Below are 20,652 nucleotides of genomic sequence, written 5' to 3' on the forward strand. Positions count from 1 at the left end.
TTCGCTTGTTCTTCCGGAGCGGGCGATCCCGCCGGAGGGAATGATCTACTCCGCCTGCCGACGGTACGGACTAGAAACCGGCCTTTAGGATTCATCCCCTGCTTGGAACATTACGAAAGGAAATCCTTTAGGTAATGAAGCTTGTGGAAGCAGTGTTCCTGCACTACGTTTAAGAATGACTCTGTACCATTCCAATCTTGTATCGAGCATTACTATCCTCCGATTTATAATAAGCTAATGTTTCCCTAAATATTGGAACTATCCTCCCTCTATGGAGAATCACTTTTCTCTTAAAAACGGGTTCGTAATGCAGCACGCACAGATATCAATTCATTTTTCACCAACCCAATTGCAAACTCGCCACTATTATTTTTTTAAAAAAGACATATATTAAGAAATCCATTGAATTAGTATCGTTTCAACTTCATTTTAATGAAGTCTATAATCTCGTCTTGGTCATTTGCTTTTAATTTTTCGAATAATAATAGCAAATCCGCTTCTTTTTCATTGACTTGATTCATACCAATAACTTTATTATTCGCACTTGAAGTTCCGAGCAGAAGCCACGTTACATCGGCACGGAATTCAGAAACAATTGAAATTATGATATCAACCGAAGGTTTGTACTTGTCTTGTTCCAATTCACTCAGCGTAGCTTGCGAAATCCCTACTCTACTAGAAAAATCAATCTGATTCATTTCATTGAGCTTCCTGATCTTCTTAATACGTCCGCCTAGTGTTTCGATTTGGATCCCCCCTTTAAAATAATAAAGTCCCGATGAGCGCTTGCTTCATCGGGACTAACATTGCTGGTTCATGACTTTCTTTACTGGTTCACAACTTTTTTACTGGTTCATGACTCTTTTTACTGGTTCACGACTTTTATTTAACTGGACAAAGGGGGGAATATATTACTCTCCCCTACTCTACCGTAACACTCTTCGCCAAATTTCTCGGTTTATCAACATCATGCCCGAGTGCAAGCGAAGCATAGTAGGAGATCAATTGCAGCGGCACCACGGACAGCGCTGGCGTCAGGATTGGCAGTGTGCGAGGGATCGAGAACAGTGTATCAACCGACTTGTTCGCTTCCTCTTCATAGCCAACATTACCAATACCGAGCACATTCGCACCGCGTGCTTTCACTTCTTTAATGTTGCTCAATGTTTTCTCGTATAGCTCTTCCTGCGTGACCAAAGCGATAACGGGAACGCCTTCTTCGATCAGCGCCAGCGTACCGTGCTTCAGCTCGCCAGCTGGGTAAGCCTCCGAGTGAATATACGAAATTTCCTTCAGCTTCAGCGAGCCTTCCAGCGCGACTGGATAGTCAATGCCGCGGCCAATAAAGAACAGGCTCGGGTGCGAAGAAATCGATTCAGCGATACCGCGCAACACCGGTGCTTGCTCCAAAATGCTTTCCACTTGCTCAGGAAGCTCTTGCATAGCAGCAAGAATTTCGCTTACCTCCGCTGTATTTTTCGTTCCTAGCGTATCTGCGAAATACAAGCTGAGCAGGTAGAAGACTACAAGCTGCGACGTGTATGCTTTTGTCGAAGCAACCGCAATTTCCGGCCCTGCCAACGTTACCAGCACATCATCCGCTTCGCGGGCAATCGAGCTGCCCACTACGTTCGTAATCGCCAATACGCGAGCGCCATTGCGCTTCGCTTCACGAAGTGCAGCAAGTGTATCTGCTGTTTCACCGGATTGGCTGACTACAATAACGAGCGTATCTGGCGTAATGATCGGCGAGCGGTAACGATATTCCGAAGCGACATCCGTTTCAACCGGAATGCGGGCGATGGACTCAATAACCGTTTTACCAACAAGGCCTGCATGGTAAGCCGTTCCGCAAGCTACGATATGCACTTTACGAATCGATTTAATATAATCCTTCGTCATCGTCAGCTCAGACAGCTGCACCGATTTGCCGTCGTCTGCAACGCGGCCGAGCATTGTGTCGCGGTATGCTTTTGGCTGCTCATAAATTTCTTTCAGCATAAAATGATCAAAGCCGGCTTTTTCTGCGGTTACCAGATCCCAGTCGACATGAAATATTTCCTTGGAAATAGCTGCGCCTTCTGTCGTCATCAATTCGACACCATCACGTGTCAAAATAGCCATTTCGCCGTCGTCCAAAATATAAACGTCACGCGTATGCTCCAAAATCGCCGGAATATCCGAACCGATGAAGTTTTCGCCATTGCCTACGCCGATTACGAGCGGGCTTGCAAAACGAACTGCTACCAGCTTTTCCGGTTCAAACTCTGTCAAAACGCCCAGAGCGAACGCTCCGCGCATACGTTTAACCGCACGCTGCACCGCTTCAATGATGTTGCCGTCATACTCATCAGCTATAAGATGCGAAATCACTTCTGTATCCGTCTCCGATACGAATACATGACCTTTCACAGTCAACTCGTCTTTAATATCCAGGTAGTTCTCAATGATGCCATTGTGAACGACCGAAAATTTAGCCGAATTGTCCGTATGCGGATGAGAGTTCACATCGGATGGCTTGCCGTGTGTTGCCCAGCGCGTATGCCCAATGCCGACGGAACCGTGCAATGGCTCGCCTTGCAGCTTGCCTTCAAGATTAGCAAGGCGTCCTTTTGCCTTCGAAACTTCAAGACCGTTGCCCGTGAATACAGCAATACCTGCCGAGTCATAGCCGCGATATTCCAGCTTTTTCAGCCCTTCAATCAAAATCGCCTGCGAGTCACGTTTACCAATATATCCTACAATTCCACACATAATTTAATAGACCTCCGTTATAGGTATAATGCCCTTATGACGGATGCCTGCCTATATGCGGCACAGGCGCTATTCGGTTGTCACAAATTCAGCTTTTGCTTTTGTCCAAAGAAGTTGTGTAACCCTCTGCCCGTACCAGCCCCACAGGCGGCACCATAGACATACGGGAATAAAAGTTCAATTATTTCGTCTGTTGATGCCTGCTGAACGTTTGTATGAATGGTCGCCCAATCATTTTGCGTCTCAGCTTTCGGTCGGCATGCTATAACCGGGAGGCCCCCGCCGAACATTTCGAACACCTCCACCTCGTCAGCTTCCCGTATGATCGCCCCGACTGCTACTGCTTCCATAACCACTGTCCGCACATCCATCATGCAGCCCATTCATCAGTTACGTACAGCATAGAAACGAATCATCACGCAAGCTCTGGCGCTTATATTGCAGTGTAACCTCGATCCTCGCTTTCCTTCTGGAATGAAATCATAATCTCTATTGTATTCATTTTCAGGCCAATATGCAACAGTATCGGCTCATGCCCATTCATAAGCAGCTATACCCACCGATAGTCTCCCTTGCCTCATACATTCTATGTCTCAACAAACATATCGGTGCCAAGCCGCCTGCTTCCCGCAAATCACCTTAGCATACGCTCAAGCTTCAACGCATATGCTTGGGCTTCAATTGCAGGAGGCAAGCGGCCTTAATCATTCAAGGCACTAATTATTTTCATTTATGTCTCTTAACATTACTATCGTTTACAATTGCTCACCTTAAAAATAAGTCCCGTTTAACATTACTGATATTAATATTTATTGCCACCAACGCTTACGAATATTGAAGATTACGGTTAAATATCACGATCGTTTACGATTACTGCTGCTGATTACTCAGCCCATTAATCATTAACCGAGTTCTTTTTTCACCACATCAACGATTTTTGCCACGTATGCTTCAACCTGAGCCTTGTCTGGACCTTCTGCCATGACGCGAATGAGCGATTCTGTACCGGAAGGACGAACGAGCACACGGCCATTGTCGCCAAGCTCACTGGACACTTCTTCCGCCGCTGCTTCAATCGCCTGGTTGCCAAGGTACTTGCTCTTGTCTTCCACGCGCACGTTAACGAGCACTTGAGGGAACTTGCGCATAATGGTTTTCAGCTCGCTGAGCTTGCGGCCGGAAGCTTTAATCGTATCGACCAGCTGCAAAGCGGTCAGAATGCCGTCACCCGTCGTAATATAATCCAGGAAAATAACATGGCCGGACTGCTCGCCGCCCAAGTTGAAGCCGCCGCGACGCATTTCTTCCATCACGTAACGGTCACCAACAGCGGTTTGCGCGGTTTGCAGACCTAGTTGTCCCGCAGCTTTGAAAAAGCCAATGTTAGCCATAACCGTCGTTACGACGGTGTCATGCTTCAGCTTTCCAGCCTGTTTCATCGCATCGCCAATGATGCACAAAATATAATCGCCATCGACCTCTTCGCCCTGGTCATCAATCGCAATCAGGCGATCGGCGTCGCCGTCAAAGGATAGTCCCAAATCCGCTTTATGCGCCAGCACCTGCTTACGCAAATATTCCGGATGCGTCGATCCGACGCCCGCATTGATGTTGCGGCCATCCGGCTCCGCTCCTACCGTTATAATTTCCGCGCCAAGCTCGCGGAATACAGCTGGCGCCAGCTCATAAGCTGAGCCGTTCGCGCAGTCGAGCACGATTTTAAGGCCGCTGAACCCGCCTCTAATCGTCGTTTTCAAAAAGTCCAGATAACGCTTCTTCGCCGCATCGTCATCGGTTACAGTGCCAATATCGCCGCCTACAGGGCGCGGCAATTCATCCTGCTCCGCATCAATCAGCTGCTCAATGCGAATTTCCGTCTCATCCGACAGCTTGAAGCCGTCGCCAGCGAAAAACTTAATGCCATTATCCTCAACCGGATTATGGGAAGCGGAAATCATTACGCCCGCATCCGCCTTAAGCTCGCGTGTAATATAAGCAACTGCCGGTGTCGACACGACACCTAGGCGCACAACGCTTGCACCGATAGACAGCAAGCCGGCGATAAGCGCCGATTCCAGCATTGGACCGGAGATACGCGTATCCCGTCCGATGACGACTACCGGCTTATCTGCCGCTCCCGTTAATACGAATCCGCCGCAGCGGCCAATTTTATAAGCAAGCTCTGGTGTCAATTCCTGATTCGCGACACCGCGCACGCCATCTGTACCAAAATATTTCCCCATTGTCGTTCTAGCCCCTTTTATTATATCGATATTGACTGAAAAAACAGCCAATCCTATGCTGCTGCTCATTAATCAACTAACCATTTGCATTTGCGGAGCTGCCGCTGCTAGGCTCGCCGCCCGCATTCGTAGCTCCATTGCCATCATTACTGCCATCGTTTCCCGAGCCAGGACTAGGCGTACTTTCTTCCTCATCCGGCGTTGCCGACGGATCAGGCGTTGGAGTCGGCTCCGGCTTGGTCGTGCCGCCGCTTGTTTCTGGATCTGCCGTCACCGGATCAGACTTCTCGCCAATAACTACCGTAGCGGTTAATGCCGTCTCTTCATTCGTTACGGTAACGAAACGCGGCACCTTTGTCGACAGCTTAATCGTGTGAGTGCCCGCTTTTAGCCCCTGTAAATCAGCTGTCAGCTGTAAATCCTTATCGCTTATCGCCGATAGCACATCTGGTGCGCCGTGAATAGTGAGGCTCGCCTCGCCGCTCTGCGGCTTGCTGATTTCAGCAAAAAGCCCTTCGCCCACATTCGTTAATTGAATCGCTCTCGTCAAGGTCAGCGCTTCCCATGAAACGACATTCACCTCAACATTAATTTCAGCAGGCTCAACCATCACAATGCCATCCAGCTTTGTGACCTTCGCCTTCACTGTGCCCGACTGCTCCACAGCACCGAGATCAATCGTCACCCCATTATATACTTCGAGAGCATCAAGCGTTTTTTGATCTGCATAAACGGCAACTTTGTCGATTTCCGGTTTAATGGACGCAATGCTTAAACCTTCCGGCAAGCTGCCTGTATAGCTGATCTGGAGCGGAACCATCTTGATTGGCGGAGTGACGGGAACCTCCACATCGACGATCTTCGGATCGGTAATGGCATGCTCCATCACTTTGCCTTCCGTATCATAAACAACAACACTCGCTTTTTTATCCTCAACTGTCGATTTGGCGCCTTCCACACTAACGGTCGCGCTTACCGAACCGACATATTCCATCTCATCCTTAGGAAGCGTCACTTTAACGGAAGGGGCTGTCTCTTTGCCCACCAGTAATGGCGTTCCAACAATATAGCCGCTTGAAGGCGTACCAGACGTCTTCAGCCCCAAATCAAAGGACTTCGTCTGAATTTCTTCGATATCTACCTTTACCGTACGCTGCGAAATTTCCAGCAGGCTGACGCCGCTCGGCATCGTATACGTTAAAGGCACAACATGCTCGCCTTCCCCAAGTCCGGTTAAATCAGCTGTAATAATATAATCCTCATCTTTGGCAGCGAGCAGCTTGGAACGTCGGCCTTCCACCATAATTCTTACAACGGTCGGCTCCATCTGCACAAGTGAATATTTAGCCTCATCCAGCCCGGTTGGAATAATTTGCGCAGCCTCGATAATTTTTTTATCTGTATTGGAGGTCACCGCAGCAGGAGTCGATTCCGGATCGAAATGCACGACTGCCCACAGCAGCAGCGCAATGACGATAGAAATAATTTTGATCGCTGTCGGATGACTAAGCCATTTATCCATCCTGGCCTCCTTTCCGCTTCCAGAACGCGAACGACTGGCGTTCCTTTGTGCGTCCATTCGTCTTCGGAGTCAGCTCCTCAAACAGCTTCGAGATTAGTGATTCTTCTTTAATATCACGAACAATCATACCGTTGAGCGCCAATGAAACTTGTCCCGTTTCTTCCGATACGACGACTGACACCGCGTCACTGACCTCGCTGACGCCGATGGCCGCACGATGGCGCGTCCCAAGCTCCTTGCTTATAAAAGGATTTTCAGACAGCGGCAAATAACAGCCCGCTGCCATAATTTGATTCCCCCGAATAATGACCGCTCCATCATGCAGCGGCGTATTTGGCGTAAAAATATTGTTCAGCAGCTCGGAAGTAATTCGCGACTCCATCTGCACACCTGATTCAATGAGTTCATTGACGCCGGTTGTCCGTTCAAATACGATTAGCGCGCCAATTTTTCGTTTCGCCATAAACTGGATAGCCTTCATCACTTCATCAATCTGCTCATTGACGACATCCTTGTCCATGAAGGAGGAGCTGACGAACAGCTTCCCACGTCCCACCTGCTCCAGCACCCGCCTCAGCTCCGGCTGAAAAATGATAAGGATAGAAACGACGCCAAAGGTGAACATTTGGTTCATCACCCATTTGAGCGTATATAAATTAAACCATGTGCTAATTGCCCATACAGCAATAAGCACAAGGATTCCCTTCAAGAGCTGAACCGCTCTGGTCCCTTGTACAAGCAAAATGATTTTGTAAATAATATAGCTGACGATCCCGATATCAATAACGTCCTTGATGCCGTTCTGCCAAGTCAAATCTGCAAAGTAACTCATGTATGAACCCCCAAACAACCGAGCACGTATCGCATGTATTTTGAATTTCAACCTTAATTATTTTCTATATTCGGTATGGAAACTCCTTTATTCAAGGTGAAACGGCTGTCGCCATCCTTCGGCGGCGCAGCGCGTTTCATTCCGAGAAATATAGAGGAAGGATGGATCATTCTTATCCTTCCCTATATTTCAAGGTGAAACGGCTGCCGCCGTCCTTTGGCGGCGCGGCGCGTTTCAGTCCGAGAAATATAGAGGAAGGATGGAGCATTCTTATCCTTCCCTATATTTTCAAAAAAAAGCTGCCTTCCCGTCAGGAAGGCAGCTCACCTAAGAAGCCAATCCGCTGAAAGTTGTCGTCACCTTATACCAGAACCAATCCAGTGCCTGATCAATGGTCCGGCTTTGCCCGGCAATAAATCCGGTCGAGGCCAAATTGAGGGAACCGTCAATGACTGTAACATTGCCATCGATTTCGCCTCTAACGTCGGCCATGCCATTTTCAACGATCAAATTTCCTTTAATATGCACACCTTCCGGAATTGTAACCGTGTTGCCGTCAATAACGACCTGATGCAGATCCTCGCCCGACACCACCAGCTTCGTATCATGTCCCCACATGGAGACAAAGCTGCCCAGCATAACCAGTACAAAAATCGCTGCGACCGTTACTCCCGGGTACTTGTAGAGCAAACGCAAATACTGCGGACGAGTCTTCGCCTGCGGTTTCGGTATTTGGTCCAAAATAAGCTGCGTCAGCTTCTCGGAAGCCTGTATATCGTAATGCGGGACCACTGCGGCATGCTCCAAGGCGGAAAAAGTCATCGCTTCCGTCTTCTCCAGCTGTTCGAACCGAGCGAGGCAAGCGGGACAAGTACTCATATGCCCCTTCAAATCCATCGTACCTTGCCTGGTCAGATCACCGTCAAAATAGTCGTGCATCATTCCGATGGCGACTTTGCATTCCATAGCAGCCAGTCCTTTCTTTCTTTTGCTTACGTTAACGCTCTACTACAACTATAGGATACGTATCAAATCCGAAAGTGTTTCAAAATTTCGCAACAAGCTTTCGGCCAATTTTACAGCTTGTACTCCAGCTTCTTGCGCAGAAACTCCCGTCCCCGGTGTACCCTCGTCTTAATCGTCGTGACAGGGATATCCATGACCTCGCTAATTTCTTGCAGAGACAAATCCTCAATGTAGCGCAGCATCATCACCGTCTTGTATTTCGGCGGAAGCGATGCAATCGCCTGATGAATAATCTGCTGTGTCTCAGACAGCAGCGTCTCTGACTCGGGCGTTCGATTGTCGCTTGGGATCATCGAATAACCATCCAAACCTTCATGATCCGTCGATTCCGCATCTAGTGAATATACAGGCTTGCGCTTGCGCAGCTTGTCGATGCAAAGATTCGTCGCGATCCGATAAATCCAGGTGGAAAATTTCAAGGTTTCATCGTAGCGCTCTAAATTTCTATACACTCGCATGAACGCTTCCTGCACGACATCTTCCGCCTCTTGACGGTTGCTCAGCATGCGGTACGCCATGTGAAAAAGCTTGTCCTGATAGAGCCCTACGAGCTCAGCAAATGCCCGCTGGTCGCCTTTTAACGATAATTTTGCAAGGCGGGCTTCCAATACATTCACTTCTACTCCTCCAAACTTTCCGTTTGAACGGATTGTTGCCGCGAGTGCTATTATGAATCAGCAATGCCTACTAAAACAAATATAACTCCTGCCGCGTCCTCTGCCCTTAAACTCTATAGAAAATGGTAATCCACATGGGCTTAAAAAGCAAGATAAATGCGTAAGGTGAAACGGCTATCGCCGTCCTTTGGCGGCGTATCGCGTTTCATTCCGAGAAATATAGAGAAAGGCTGAGGACATCATGCTTTCCTATATTTTAAGAAACATCCAATCTTTCCAGCGTATGACGATTAGATCCCACTACCTTATTTGAACTATTATATACGTTTTCCACTCTTTATGGCAAAAAAGCAGCTCTCAAGCTTTTCGCTTGATGCTGCTTTTGCCGGGCCTTTACGGATGCGATACGTACCGCGCTTCGATCCCAACCTTCTTTTTATGAAAGATATTATAAGGAATTGGTCATCAGTTTTTGAAGCACGCTTTGAATTTCGCTCGATGGAATGGCAAAACCAATGCCCTGCGCTTCTGTGCTTACCGCTGTATTGATACCAATCACCTGACCACTCGTATTGAGCAGCGGACCACCCGAGTTGCCTGGGTTAATGGAGGCATCGGTTTGCAGCAAATGCTTGTAATCCTTCGTGCCGCCCCCTTCGTCTTGGACGGATATCGGACGTTCTTTCGCGCTTAGCACACCCACTGTCATCGTGTGGTCGAAGCCATACGGATTGCCAATGGCGATAACCCAGTCGCCGATGGCTGTGCTGTCCGAGTCGCCAAGAGACAGTGTTGGGAACGCCGTCGTTCCGGTAATTTTCAGAACTGCCAAATCCAGATCGGCGCTGGAGCCTACCACCTTAGCTACAAACGGCTCATCATAACCTTCTACGGTTACCTTCACTTGGGAAGCCCCGCTAATGACATGCTCATTTGTTAAAATGTAGCCATCGGACTGGAATATAAATCCCGTTCCCGAGCCTGTAAGCTGCAAATTGGAATCGTCTGTTCCGCTCTGGTCATTAGAGCCTTCACTCGGCTGCTGCTGGCCGCTCTGTGGTGCCAGCTGCCCGAAAAACTGCCAGTAGTCCGAACCGCGTCCGCTTGAGCGTGTCGCCTGACCGTAATTTTCGATTTTGACGACCGCCGGGGAGGCTGCCGCATAAATGCTGGAAATTTGGCTGTCCACCGAATTCGCCGCTGTTGTCACGCCCGCGCTGTTCTCGCTGCCATTGCTAACTACACTGCCGTTGGTCGTATTCACCGTAGCCACGCCGCCTGTGAACAAATTACTGCGATCCGCCGTATACATAAAGCCGCCAATGACGACAGCCCCTGCTAAAAATGCGGCGAAAATGGACTTCAACGGCGTACGCTTCGCTGGCTTCTGTGAAGCCTCATCGTCGCCTCTGCCTGCGCCGCTCTGTCCTTTATCCGTCATCGTCCGCAGCTCACTAAGCTGCTTCTCATACGAATGGCGCAAGTTCGAGGGCGAACGCTCCGACTCATAAATGTAAGAAGCAACAATCGGGGCCGACTGTTTTGCTGCCTCTTGCCCTGGTTCAGCCGCATCTTCATAACCATAAACGGTTTTGAAAACTTGCTCGCCCTCTGGCTTGCCAACTGCACCCGATTGCTCGATTTTGCTATCGCTTGCCCCCGCTGTGCTCATCTCCGCCTGTTCTTTCCCTTGTTCGCCGCTATTTACTTGATCCGCCATACGTTCATCTCCCTGTCCATTCAAGCTGTTATTTGTTCCTCTATAATGGTTGTCCTCGCTCATCTTGATTGCCTCCTTCAAGTTTTACCGAGTAAATTTCATCACGTAAGCTAAGTATCGAGATAATAAGAATTAGTCAGTGTGTATTCGGTCATTTCGTTTGCCTTCTATGTATACATCATGCAGGATGCACCTTAAATCAAACTTAAGCGATATTTAAAGCAACATAAAACCTTTCGAGCCAGCCCTATTTTCGTGCTAAAAAGCTGTACAAGCGCATAACAAGTCCTCTTGCTACCGCTAAAGCCACCTTTTCAACGCAAAAAAAGCCAAGCGGGGCAATGGCTGCCCTGCTTGGCTTTCTGGTTCACGCCAGCGTTTTCTGGCGTTTATTTATGTTTTCAAGCGCCTTATTAGCCCGTGTTTCTCAGGCCGGCGGCAATTCCGTTAATCGTGAGCAATACTTCACGAAGCAGCTCTGGATCATCCTCGTCCTTCGCCCGCAGTCCGCGGAGCTCAGTCAGAAGCTGTACCTGCATGTAGCTGAGCGGATCGACGTACGGATTACGGAGGCGAATCGATTCTTGAATAACCGGTACGTTATCCAAAATTTCCGCTTGGCCCGTAATGCTCAAAATCATTTGCGATGTCAGCGTGTATTCCGACTCAATTTGCTGGAAAATACGATCGCGGATAACCTCATCGGAAATCATGCCCGCATATTCCTTCGCAATAATAAGATCGGCTTTCGCCAGTGCCATCTGCAGATTGTCGATTAAGGAGCGGAAGAACGGGAAATGCTCATACATCGTTTTCAGCGTTTGCAGACGCTCTTCGCTTCCATCCACATATTGCTGGAGCGCTGTGCCGGCTGCATACCAAGCTGGCAGCAAATAACGGCTTTGCGTCCAAGCGAATACCCATGGAATTGCACGCAAATCTTCAAAGCGATCGCTGTTTTTCCGTTTGGACGGGCGGGAGCCGATGTTCAGCTCGCCAACCTCAGGCAGCGGTGTCGATTCCTTGAAGTACGTGAGGAAATCCGGATCGCGGAAAATCAAATCCTGATATTTCTCCAGTGCCGTCTCGGAAATCGAACGGGCAATGTCTTCCCACTCCGGCTCGGCCGTCTGGCCTTGCTCCGGATATTTTGCCAAGCGCGCAGCTGTAATCAGCGCCCAGGTCGCCTGCTCCAAGCTGCGGTAAGCGATGCCCTGCATCGAATAACGCGAGGAAAGCACTTCGCCTTGCTCGGTAATTTTGATGCCGCCGCCAACTGTATGCGGTGGCTGAGCCAAAATGCTGCGGTTCAGCGGCATGCCGCCGCGACCGAGCGCTCCGCCGCGTCCGTGGAAGAACTTCAGCTTAACGTCGTATTCGTTCGCCGCTGCTGTAATTTCCTTAAGCGCTACGCGCAGCTCCCAGTTTGCTGTAACCGCTCCGCCATCTTTATTGCTGTCGGAGTAGCCCAGCATAATTTCATGCAGATCTCCGCGAGCCGCAACGGCTTGACGGTAAATCGGCAGCTCGAACAGCTGCTTCATAATAGCCGGAGCCGCATGAAGGTCGTCGATTGTCTCGAACAGCGGCACCGATTGAACCGAGCAGTGAACCGTACCGTCGCGATCTTGGCGGAACAAGCCGACTTCCTTCGAGAATACCATGACTTCCAGCATGTCGCTGGCACCCTGCGTCATACTGATCAGGTAGCTCGAAATGCAGTTCGGGCCAAACTCTTGCTTCGCACGGTAAGCCGTATGGTAGACATCGAGGCATTCACGCGTTGCATCTGTATAATCCAAATGGCTTGACGTCAATGGACGCGGGTCATTCAGCAGGCGATGCAGCAGCTCAACCTTTTCATCCTCATTCAAAGCCGCATAATCCGGCGTAATGTTCATTTTCGCCAAAATCTCAGTCATCGCATTTTCATGCTCTTTGCTGTGCTGGCGAATATCCAGCGTCATCAGGTGGAAGCCGAACAGCTCAACCTGGCGAACCAGCTTGCCGATATGCGTATCTGCCACATAATCCGCAAAGTGATTGCGCAGGCTGCGGTCAATTATTTTCAAATCCTCCAGCAGCTCTTCCGGGTTATTATAGCGCATAGCGGAGCCTTTAAGCGCCTCATTGCGCGTATTCGCGAGCTTCTCCAGCATAAAGCCAAGCTTGATGCGGTAAGGCTCCTTCGTGTTGCGCCACAGCTCTACGCATTTCAGCTCAACCTGTTCGCGGTCGCGGCGAATCGATTCAATCAATTCATCCGACACTTCCACAATATTCGTGCTGAAGCTCAGTTGGCCCATCAGCTCATTCAGTGTTTCCTCATACTTGCGAATCGCCAGCAGACGGTGCATCGTCAGCGCTTCCCACGTTACCTTCGCGGTTACGGAAGGGTTGCCGTCACGGTCGCCGCCGATCCACGAGCCAAAACGGAGAAAGTCTGGTGCATGCCATTTTTCACCTGGATAATATTTCTCAAGGCAGCGCTCCAGCTCTTCGTAGACAGCAGGCAGCACCTCGAACAGCGTTTCATCAAAATAATACAAGCCGTTGCGAACTTCGTCGATAACCGTAGGCTTACGGTCGCGAAGCTCATCGCTTTGCCACAAAATAAGCACTTCATTCAGCAGCTTCTCGCGAAGCTTCTCGCGCTCACGGTAAGTCAGCGTCGGGTTATCAAGCTCCATCACATCTTCGGCAATCCGCTTGTGGATATCCAGTACCGCTCTGCGTGTAGCTTCCGTTGGATGTGCCGTCATAACAAGCTCCAGCGAAATGCCGCTCAGCATTTGCTGTACATCTTCCACTGCGATTTGACGTTCCTTCAGATCCGCTACAGCGCTCTCAATGGAGCCGCGTTGAACGCCTTCCCCAGTGGAACGCTCATAATCGCGCTTGCGGCGAATACGGTGATTTTGTTCAGCAATATTAACCAGTTGAAAATAAATCGCGAAGGCACGAATAACCTGGTGCCTAATTTCCGGGCTCAATGACGACACCGTCGTCTTGAATTGCGCGAATAGCTCCGGAATATATTCCGCTCGCAACGATTTGCTTGTTTCGCGGATTTGCTCCACAATTTCAAGCAATTCCTTGCCGCCCTGGTGGACGAGCACTTCGCCGAGTATGTTGCCTAGAAACCGAACATCCCTACGCAGCAAATTGTTCGCTTGCTGGCGGCTTGCCGATAAATTCGTTGCAGCTTGTTCCGACATACTGAAATCCTCCTGTAGCGTGCCCTATAACGGACTCATTTTAACTATCTTACATCATACTACAAAATCCTTCATGGTTGAAGCCCCGACTATTATCCAGCCATGCTTGAACCTCAAACATAAAAATTAAGGAGTTTGTCAAAGACTTTCGAGGATCAACGCCTGAAACAACTAACATTTTTACATTTTATAATTTTATTTACATTTATATTTTCGATTGATTAATTTGTATATTTGTGCCAAGATTTTAATTAGGTAGTCGGCCACAGCCTGTCATAATAATATTCAGGAAGAGGCTTATGACTGAAAAGCATTTTATCAGCCCCTACTTTGTTTATCATTACTACTATCACTTGTTACCCCTGTAAGTGCAAATTCTATCAGTGAATCCTCCAAAAGTTAGTTACAATAGCGGACGCAAATGGTTGTGGTGTGAAAGTAAAACGTTGGTATGATTTTCCTTGGTCTATTACTTCTCAGTGCTAAATAAGAGGGGGATACAATGGTCGGATTATTTTTCACCTTCTTCATGCTAGTGGTTGTTATTTCCTGTACAGTCGCCTTTATCGTAAGAAATAAGGGAAGTTATAAAAAACTGGGTTCTACTCAAATAGCTATAATCGCATTGAGCCTTTGTATAATTTTCGTTCAAAACCTCATACCCTATGAGCTGAATAATTTCATGAATGCAGCCATTTTTTTATATTTTTCATCAGTAATTCTTGCGGTTTTAACTATTTTCTTCACTTACTTCAAAAAAAATAAGTATGCATATATTTGTCTAATAACATCCTGCCTCTTCAGTGTAGCCTCAATCATTTTTAAGATGCTTTAGATTAATCACCTACGATATTATATCGTGCTACCGTAAATATTAGATGGAAATCCTGAGCCGAAATCATGCCGATACCTGGGAAATTCATATCGATTTCACCGCTTTGCAGCTGGGCGACCAAATTGCTCGTATTTTTCGCCAGCGTCTCTGGACTCGCTGCTCGCCGTCGCTCCATTTCGCATTATCATTCAGCTTTACGGTGTAAACCTGATTTATCCTCCGTTTCTATGCTGTCGGCCAGCATCGGAGCAAACTCCAAATTTTCATCCACCTCCATAAGCGGCTGGAACAAAATCGAAGTCACAATAATCGACGTATTGTCCGTCTGGTCTATCGGAATAAACATAAGCAGAACATTCGTGCTGCTTAAGAACCCTTCCTATAACACATACGAGATAAGTGAGCTGGTCGGCTATAGCAATGCCAAACTTCACGCGCACGTTTCGCCGCTATTTTGGAGAAACGCCTAGAGAATACCGGAATACGGATGACAGGCGTTGAACTATTCGTCGCCATATCGCTTATCCCGTTCCTCCTCCCCTCCTCTGAGTCTCCTTCGCCTCCCTCCAATCAAAAAAGACGCCTGCTCTGTTCAACACAGAGCAAACGTCTCTTTTGATTCGGCAGCTGCTTGCACTTGCAGCAAATGTCTTAATAATATTCTTCTATTTCTTCACCGCTGAAACTATTAAAAACATCGGACGGCGCATTTCCTCCTGCCAAGCCGGATGGCTATTCAGCAGCTCCTTCGTCGGCTGCAGCTCCGAAAGCTGCTTAAGCTCAAATCCGGATTCAAGCAAAAGATTCATATAAGTTGACACCGTACGATGGTATTTAACGACATCATGCTCTAAAAATCTGGATTGTCGCAGGCCTTCCCTATGATAATCATCCAGCGGCCAATGCAGCTTTTCCCCTTCTGCCCCATAATGCCAGTCCTGCCCGCCAAGCGCAGTGAACACCGGGTGCTCGACTGAAAATACAAAAGCTCCGCCCGACGTCAAGCAATGATGGATTTTCTTGAAAAGGCCGCCCAATTGCTCTACATAGTGCAGCGCAAGCGAGCTAATGACGATATCGAACTCCTCCGATGGAAAATCGATGTCCTCAATTGCAAGCTGGCGATATTCAATCTGCTCATCGTCCGTCATTTCTTTTGCCCGTTCCAGCATATTACCCGAAAGGTCAATCCCCACAACCGAGCGGGCATTCTGTTCCCGCACATAACGGCAATGCCAGCCAAAACCGCAGCCTAGATCGAGTACTTTTGTACCAGCCAGCTCCGGCAGCATTTGCCGAAAGAACGACCATTCTCCAGCCGCGTCCAGTCCCCCAATCGAACGAGCCATTTGACTATAATTTGTGAAAAAAGAGGACTCATCATATTTGTTCTGCTTCAAAATTTATCAGACCTCCATTACTTTAGGCGGAATGAGGGAAGAAATTATAAGATTGTTTCTGATGGACCTGATTTTTGATCTTCCATATCACCTAATACTTTTAAAGCGGCCTCGCTTCTCAAAACCAATTGCATATTCTTTTTTAATACCTGATCCAATTTCCGGGTAACACTAACCATCGGAAGCGGCATTTTGAAGGTAATATTATTAATGTCTCCCGAAGAGGAAACGCAAGTTAACAACAATCCCTTCGCTTCAAGTATGTAATATCCAAAAAAGCTGAGATTTGCCCCATGATCTGCCCCATAGACCAAAAGAACTCTTCCAAGCGTGAAAAAAACAGCAAACAAAAAACCCTTGCTGCACAAGGGTTTCAAGTCATTCTCTTCGTTAAGCGGGTGATGGGAATCGAACCCACGCTATTAGCTTGGAAGGCTAAAGTTCTACCATTGAACTACACCCGCAAATAATGGTCGGGACGACACGATTTGAACATGCGACCCCCTGGTCCCAAACCAGGTGCTCTACCAAGCTGAGCTACGTCCCGACAGACGATTCTTTTGTAAAGAAATGGCGTGCCCTAAGAGATTCGAACTCCTGGCCTTTTGATTCGTAGTCAAACGCTCTATCCAGCTGAGCTAAGGGCACACAATATGGAGCGGACGACGAGATTCGAACTCGCGACCCTCGCCTTGGCAAGGCGATGCTCTACCACTGAGCCACGTCCGCATTATATTTCCGCCTAAGTTTCTTAAGTATTTCATCGCGGCGACAAGTAATAATATATCATGTTGCAAAGGGAATTGCAACTGTTATTTACTCTTTTTCAAAAAAAACTTTTTCCGTCGCTGTGATCTTCCCTCTGATTCGTACCATGGCATAAAAATCAAACCGTGCTCCTGCAAGCACGGTTTGATGACTGACTATACTACTCCAGCTAATGCTGGTTTCTTATCAATCATAACCTTGGAAGCAGCCGACTCACCTGCGAGTGCATACGGCATGCACAGCGGAACACCAGTACGCGGATCAGGCATAATATCAGCCTCAATGTTAAACACCTCGCGCAAAATCTCCGGTGTCATAACCTGTTGCGGCGAGCCTTCACCAACGACACTGCCTTTTTTAATCGCAATCATGTGATGCGCATAACGCGAAGCGTGGTTCAAATCATGGACAACCATAACGACCGTCCGGTTATTAACCTCGTTAAGCTTCTCAAGCAAATGCAATACTTCAAGCTGATGCGCCATATCAAGGAACGTAGTTGGCTCATCCAAAAATAAAATATCCGTTTCTTGTGCCAAAGACATTGCAATCCAGGCACGCTGGCGTTGGCCGCCTGACAGCTGGTCAACCGGACGGTCTGCAAAATCAACCATTCCTGTCGCTTCAATCGCCCATTTAATAATTTGACGGTCATGCTTGCTCACAGAGCCGAAGCCCTTCTGATAAGGAAAACGTCCATACGATACGAGCTCGGATACAGTCAGACCATCTGGAGCAGTCGGATTTTGCGGCAAAATCGCCAGCTGCTTCGCCACTTCCTTCGTCGCTTGCTTATGAATCGACTTCCCATCGAGTAATACGCTGCCTGCAGATGGATTCATCAGACGAGCCATCGTTTTCAAAATCGTCGATTTACCCGAACCGTTAGACCCGACCAACGCAGTAATTTTTCCTTGTGGGATAGCAATATTCAGATCTTGAACGATTAACCGTTCATCATAAGCAATGTCGAGATTCGATGTTGTGAGGCGAATCATGGGACATGCACGCTCCTTCCGATGCCCGCATATACGGGTTTTTTGCTGATTTTATTATAAACACACGACTTATCATTCGTTAAACATGATAACTATTATCAGTATCATTCAATAATTAATGATAATCGTTCTCACGTAAAATGTCAATGAAAATAAAGCGATTGTTAAGGCTAAAATAAATTTGCATAGCCCAAGCCCTGCCTAAAGACTTCTTATTGTTGCAAGAAGCCTTTGCTGCGGAGAAACTCGCCCATATGCAGACGCGGATGATTGATTTTGGCCGCCATTGATTCGGACCAGCTTGTATTCAGCTTTCCTTCTGACCGCTCCAGCATATACTCCCTAATCGTCTCGTCATACTGCCGGATGCCGCTTTTCACTGCTTCCTGATCATAGCTGTCCACATGCAAAATCGCCCGCTGTGGCAATCTTGGACGCGTCAGCGGCGCTTGATCTGGCTCCCCTATGCACATTCCGAATACGGGGTACACATGCGATGGCAGCCCTAATAGCGTTGAAACCTCCTGCGGATTGTTGCGAATACCGCCAATATAGACAATTCCGTAGCCAAGCGATTCTGCCGCGATTGCTGCATTTTGAGCTGCCAGCGCAGTATCGACTGTGGCAACGATAAAATTTTCAACCGTGCTCGTCATATCGCCCTCATAATGAAGCCTTGCTGCCTGTTCATAACGGAACAGATCCGCGCACCAGACGAGAAAAACAGGGCATTCCTCAATATAAGCCTGGTTGCCGGAAAGCTCGGCCAGCTGTTTCCTCTTATCCCGGTCACTAACGTTGATTACCGTGAAGCACTGCATACTGCTTGAGGTAGAAGCCTGCTGCGCCGCCTCTATTATTTTTGCCAGTGTCGACTGTGGGATCGGGTTCGATTTGAATTTCCTTATGGAGCGGTGATTAAGCAGCACGTCTATCGTTTCAGACCACATCATGATCAACTCTTTCTATATATAGTTTTACTCATTAACTACATCTTCGCTGTGCAAAAATGCAATGGCTTCATCAAGCTGCTTGCCAGAGCGTTTTGAGACAGTGCTGGTATCCCTCCAGTATATGAACCTTTAATAATCTAAACCCAGCGGAGCTGCAAATCATCTATGTGTTCACCCATATCCGCCATTTGTCCTCATTCCCCTCCCATTTTGATAACCGTTCTCAGAAATGCTATCATTTTATTGTAGCGGAAAAATGCCCAAGCGTAAACGGCTGAAGCCGTCCTTTGGCGGCAAAGCTTCCGTTTCTCGTAGAAATATAGGGGAAGGATGGAAAAACCATATCCTTTCCTATATTTATAAAAAAAGCTTTCCCGTTAAATCAGGAGAGCTTCCTTGCCAGCCAATCATTTATTTTTTGAATAGCTGCATCGTTTCATTCAGCAATAAACAAAATAATCTTCTTTATCATTGATTTGCTTCTGAATGGACGGCAGCGGTTTAAGTCCCAGCAAATTATAAAGAACATGTCCCATGTTCCGATTTCCAGCTACCTGGAACGAGTTTTTAAAAATCTGGATCGCAGCAACTGTCTCATCTGCCCCAATAAGATAAGCTACAACTGCTACAACTCCAAAACCGACTCATAATTGATCGGATAATCTCCAGTGATCGTAATTTAATCTTGGTAATTATTTAAATAATAATCCGGTATACTTTCATAATTCAAGCCGCCAATCGGCGTAATGCCTAGTGCCGGCATTAGCAAAGTAGCGCTCACTGAAAAAATGCGCTGCGGATTAGCCGGAATTTCCTTTTTTCCATATGAGTTAGTGAATATACGTGTATTAGAAGCGGCAGCTGGCTCCTGCCCCGCCGTTGCATTTGTCTGTTGCGCTGGAGACGCTATTAGGTTCCGAGTCCGAATTTGCCGCTGTACCGCAGCCTACAAGAACGATTAGACATCCTGTAAGCAGCGTTGCTAACCTAATCGTCATTGATAGTAATTCTCACTGTTATGCCATTATACATAATCAAACCTACAAGCAACATGGAAAATCGGGCGTACTTTACTGGATAAATTGGAGGAAGGACTATGCTAAAAAAACCAAAAAATCCTTCTTATCATTTTCAGATAAGAAGGATTGGATTTAATGAAATGATGCGCGTGGAGGGACTTGAACCCCCACGTCGTGAAACGCCAGATCCTAAGTCTGGTGCGTCTGCCAATTCCGCCACACGCGCATGGGTAAAGCTATAAGAAAAAATGGTGAGTCATGTAGGATTCGAACCTACGACACCCTGATTAAAAGTCAGGTGCTCTACCAGCTGAGCTAATGACTCATGAAATGGCTGGGGATTCAGGGATCGAACCTGAGAATGACGGAGTCAAAGTCCGTTGCCTTACCGCTTGGCTAATCCCCAATAAATGGTGACCCGTAGGGGATTCGAACCCCTGTTACCTCCGTGAAAGGGAGGTGTCTTAACCCCTTGACCAACGGGCCTTACGAATAAAGCTGGAGCTCTCAACCGGGATCGAACCGGTGACCTCATCCTTACCATGGATGCACTCTACCTACTGAGCTATGAGAGCATATGGCTCCCCGAACAGGACTCGAACCTGTGACAACTCGATTAACAGTCGAGTGCTCTACCAACTGAGCTATCAGGGAATATTTCAGCTGTTCGTTGAATGACCTGTTAAAAAAGGTTCAACGGTAAAGACGCTACGATTGAGTTGCACCTTGAAAACTGGATAGCGAAAG

At 47.7% G+C, this 20,652-nt stretch carries 18 protein-coding genes and 10 tRNA genes; 1 reads left to right on the forward strand and 27 read right to left on the reverse strand.

The window, feature by feature from the left end:
- Positions 1 to 407: 407 nt before the first annotated feature.
- The 12 genes from ABEW34_RS30450 to ABEW34_RS30505 all read right to left on the reverse strand — a co-directional run bounded on the left by ABEW34_RS30450 (position 408) and on the right by ABEW34_RS30505 (position 15,113).
- Positions 408 to 752 (reverse strand): helix-turn-helix domain-containing protein, encoded by a 345-nt coding sequence (locus ABEW34_RS30450; protein ID WP_430165199.1) that lies wholly within the window; start codon positions 750 to 752, stop codon positions 408 to 410.
- A 169-nt stretch (positions 753 to 921) separates the two neighbouring features.
- Positions 922 to 2,754, reverse strand: coding sequence for a glutamine--fructose-6-phosphate transaminase (isomerizing) (glmS, locus tag ABEW34_RS30455; RefSeq protein WP_430165163.1), 1,833 nt, complete (start codon positions 2,752 to 2,754; stop codon positions 922 to 924).
- Between the two features lie 80 nt (positions 2,755 to 2,834).
- Positions 2,835 to 3,110 carry a hypothetical protein gene (locus tag ABEW34_RS30460; protein ID WP_430165166.1) on the reverse strand — a complete coding sequence of 92 codons (276 nt, stop codon included), beginning with the start codon at positions 3,108 to 3,110 and terminating at the stop codon, positions 2,835 to 2,837.
- 546 nt (positions 3,111 to 3,656) lie between these two features.
- Positions 3,657 to 4,997, reverse strand: a complete 1,341-nt coding sequence (gene glmM / locus ABEW34_RS30465) for a phosphoglucosamine mutase (RefSeq protein ID WP_430165169.1) — start codon at positions 4,995 to 4,997, stop codon at positions 3,657 to 3,659.
- 76 nt (positions 4,998 to 5,073) lie between these two features.
- Positions 5,074 to 6,519, reverse strand: coding sequence for a CdaR family protein (locus ABEW34_RS30470; RefSeq protein WP_430165172.1), 1,446 nt, complete (start codon positions 6,517 to 6,519; stop codon positions 5,074 to 5,076).
- A complete protein-coding gene (cdaA, locus tag ABEW34_RS30475; RefSeq protein ID WP_430165175.1) occupies positions 6,512 to 7,351 on the reverse strand; it encodes a diadenylate cyclase CdaA in 840 nt (279 codons plus the stop codon). Before cdaA ends, ABEW34_RS30470 begins: the two co-directional genes overlap by 8 nt.
- Positions 7,352 to 7,678: 327 nt before the next feature.
- Entirely contained in the window at positions 7,679 to 8,317 is a 639-nt protein-coding gene (locus ABEW34_RS30480) for a zf-HC2 domain-containing protein (protein WP_056033159.1), read from the reverse strand.
- 110 nt (positions 8,318 to 8,427) lie between these two features.
- Positions 8,428 to 8,994: an RNA polymerase sigma factor SigW gene (gene sigW, locus ABEW34_RS30485; RefSeq protein WP_430165178.1), complete on the reverse strand. Its 567-nt coding sequence runs from the start codon at positions 8,992 to 8,994 to the stop codon at positions 8,428 to 8,430.
- A 448-nt stretch (positions 8,995 to 9,442) separates the two neighbouring features.
- Positions 9,443 to 10,777: a S1C family serine protease gene (locus tag ABEW34_RS30490; RefSeq protein ID WP_430165180.1), complete on the reverse strand. Its 1,335-nt coding sequence runs from the start codon at positions 10,775 to 10,777 to the stop codon at positions 9,443 to 9,445.
- Between the two features lie 350 nt (positions 10,778 to 11,127).
- Positions 11,128 to 13,932 (reverse strand): phosphoenolpyruvate carboxylase, encoded by a 2,805-nt coding sequence (gene ppc / locus ABEW34_RS30495; protein ID WP_430165183.1) that lies wholly within the window; start codon positions 13,930 to 13,932, stop codon positions 11,128 to 11,130.
- 836 nt (positions 13,933 to 14,768) lie between these two features.
- Positions 14,769 to 14,942, reverse strand: coding sequence for a hypothetical protein (locus ABEW34_RS30500; protein WP_430165185.1), 174 nt, complete (start codon positions 14,940 to 14,942; stop codon positions 14,769 to 14,771).
- 9 nt (positions 14,943 to 14,951) lie between these two features.
- On the reverse strand, positions 14,952 to 15,113 hold the full coding sequence (locus tag ABEW34_RS30505; RefSeq protein ID WP_430165187.1) for a hypothetical protein: 162 nt from the start codon (positions 15,111 to 15,113) through the stop codon (positions 14,952 to 14,954).
- A gap of 74 nt (positions 15,114 to 15,187) precedes the next feature.
- On the opposite strand from ABEW34_RS30505, the gene ABEW34_RS30510 reads away from it, so the two are divergent.
- Entirely contained in the window at positions 15,188 to 15,268 is an 81-nt protein-coding gene (locus tag ABEW34_RS30510) for a helix-turn-helix transcriptional regulator (protein WP_430165202.1), read from the forward strand.
- Positions 15,269 to 15,432: 164 nt separating this feature from the next.
- Here the strand turns inward: ABEW34_RS30510 and ABEW34_RS30515 are convergent, their stop codons facing one another.
- The 15 genes from ABEW34_RS30515 to ABEW34_RS30585 all read right to left on the reverse strand — a co-directional run bounded on the left by ABEW34_RS30515 (position 15,433) and on the right by ABEW34_RS30585 (position 20,559).
- A complete protein-coding gene (locus tag ABEW34_RS30515) occupies positions 15,433 to 16,167 on the reverse strand; it encodes a class I SAM-dependent methyltransferase (RefSeq protein WP_430165189.1) in 735 nt (244 codons plus the stop codon).
- A 44-nt stretch (positions 16,168 to 16,211) separates the two neighbouring features.
- Positions 16,212 to 16,517: a hypothetical protein gene (locus ABEW34_RS30520; protein WP_430165192.1), complete on the reverse strand. Its 306-nt coding sequence runs from the start codon at positions 16,515 to 16,517 to the stop codon at positions 16,212 to 16,214.
- A 43-nt stretch (positions 16,518 to 16,560) separates the two neighbouring features.
- Positions 16,561 to 16,631: transfer RNA gene (locus ABEW34_RS30525), tRNA-Gly, on the reverse strand.
- Positions 16,632 to 16,637: 6 nt separating this feature from the next.
- Positions 16,638 to 16,714: transfer RNA gene (locus ABEW34_RS30530), tRNA-Pro, on the reverse strand.
- Between the two features lie 24 nt (positions 16,715 to 16,738).
- Positions 16,739 to 16,815: transfer RNA gene (locus tag ABEW34_RS30535), tRNA-Arg, on the reverse strand.
- A gap of 6 nt (positions 16,816 to 16,821) precedes the next feature.
- Positions 16,822 to 16,896 (reverse strand) — tRNA-Gly (locus tag ABEW34_RS30540).
- Positions 16,897 to 17,090: 194 nt separating this feature from the next.
- Entirely contained in the window at positions 17,091 to 17,933 is an 843-nt protein-coding gene (locus ABEW34_RS30545) for an ABC transporter ATP-binding protein (RefSeq protein ID WP_430165194.1), read from the reverse strand.
- 212 nt (positions 17,934 to 18,145) lie between these two features.
- Positions 18,146 to 18,883: an oxygen-insensitive NADPH nitroreductase gene (gene nfsA, locus ABEW34_RS30550; RefSeq protein WP_430165205.1), complete on the reverse strand. Its 738-nt coding sequence runs from the start codon at positions 18,881 to 18,883 to the stop codon at positions 18,146 to 18,148.
- A gap of 851 nt (positions 18,884 to 19,734) precedes the next feature.
- Positions 19,735 to 19,884: a hypothetical protein gene (locus ABEW34_RS30555; protein ID WP_430165196.1), complete on the reverse strand. Its 150-nt coding sequence runs from the start codon at positions 19,882 to 19,884 to the stop codon at positions 19,735 to 19,737.
- 165 nt (positions 19,885 to 20,049) lie between these two features.
- A tRNA-Leu gene (locus tag ABEW34_RS30560) sits at positions 20,050 to 20,131 on the reverse strand.
- 23 nt (positions 20,132 to 20,154) lie between these two features.
- Positions 20,155 to 20,230, reverse strand: a tRNA-Lys gene (locus tag ABEW34_RS30565).
- Positions 20,231 to 20,236: 6 nt separating this feature from the next.
- A tRNA-Gln gene (locus tag ABEW34_RS30570) sits at positions 20,237 to 20,311 on the reverse strand.
- 5 nt (positions 20,312 to 20,316) lie between these two features.
- Positions 20,317 to 20,391 (reverse strand) — tRNA-Glu (locus tag ABEW34_RS30575).
- 13 nt (positions 20,392 to 20,404) lie between these two features.
- Positions 20,405 to 20,480 (reverse strand) — tRNA-Thr (locus ABEW34_RS30580).
- Between the two features lie 3 nt (positions 20,481 to 20,483).
- Positions 20,484 to 20,559: transfer RNA gene (locus ABEW34_RS30585), tRNA-Asn, on the reverse strand.
- Positions 20,560 to 20,652 lie beyond the last annotated feature (93 nt).

This window comes from Paenibacillus algorifonticola (genome assembly GCF_050481745.1).
Lineage (GTDB): Bacteria > Bacillota > Bacilli > Paenibacillales > Paenibacillaceae > Pristimantibacillus > Pristimantibacillus algorifonticola_A.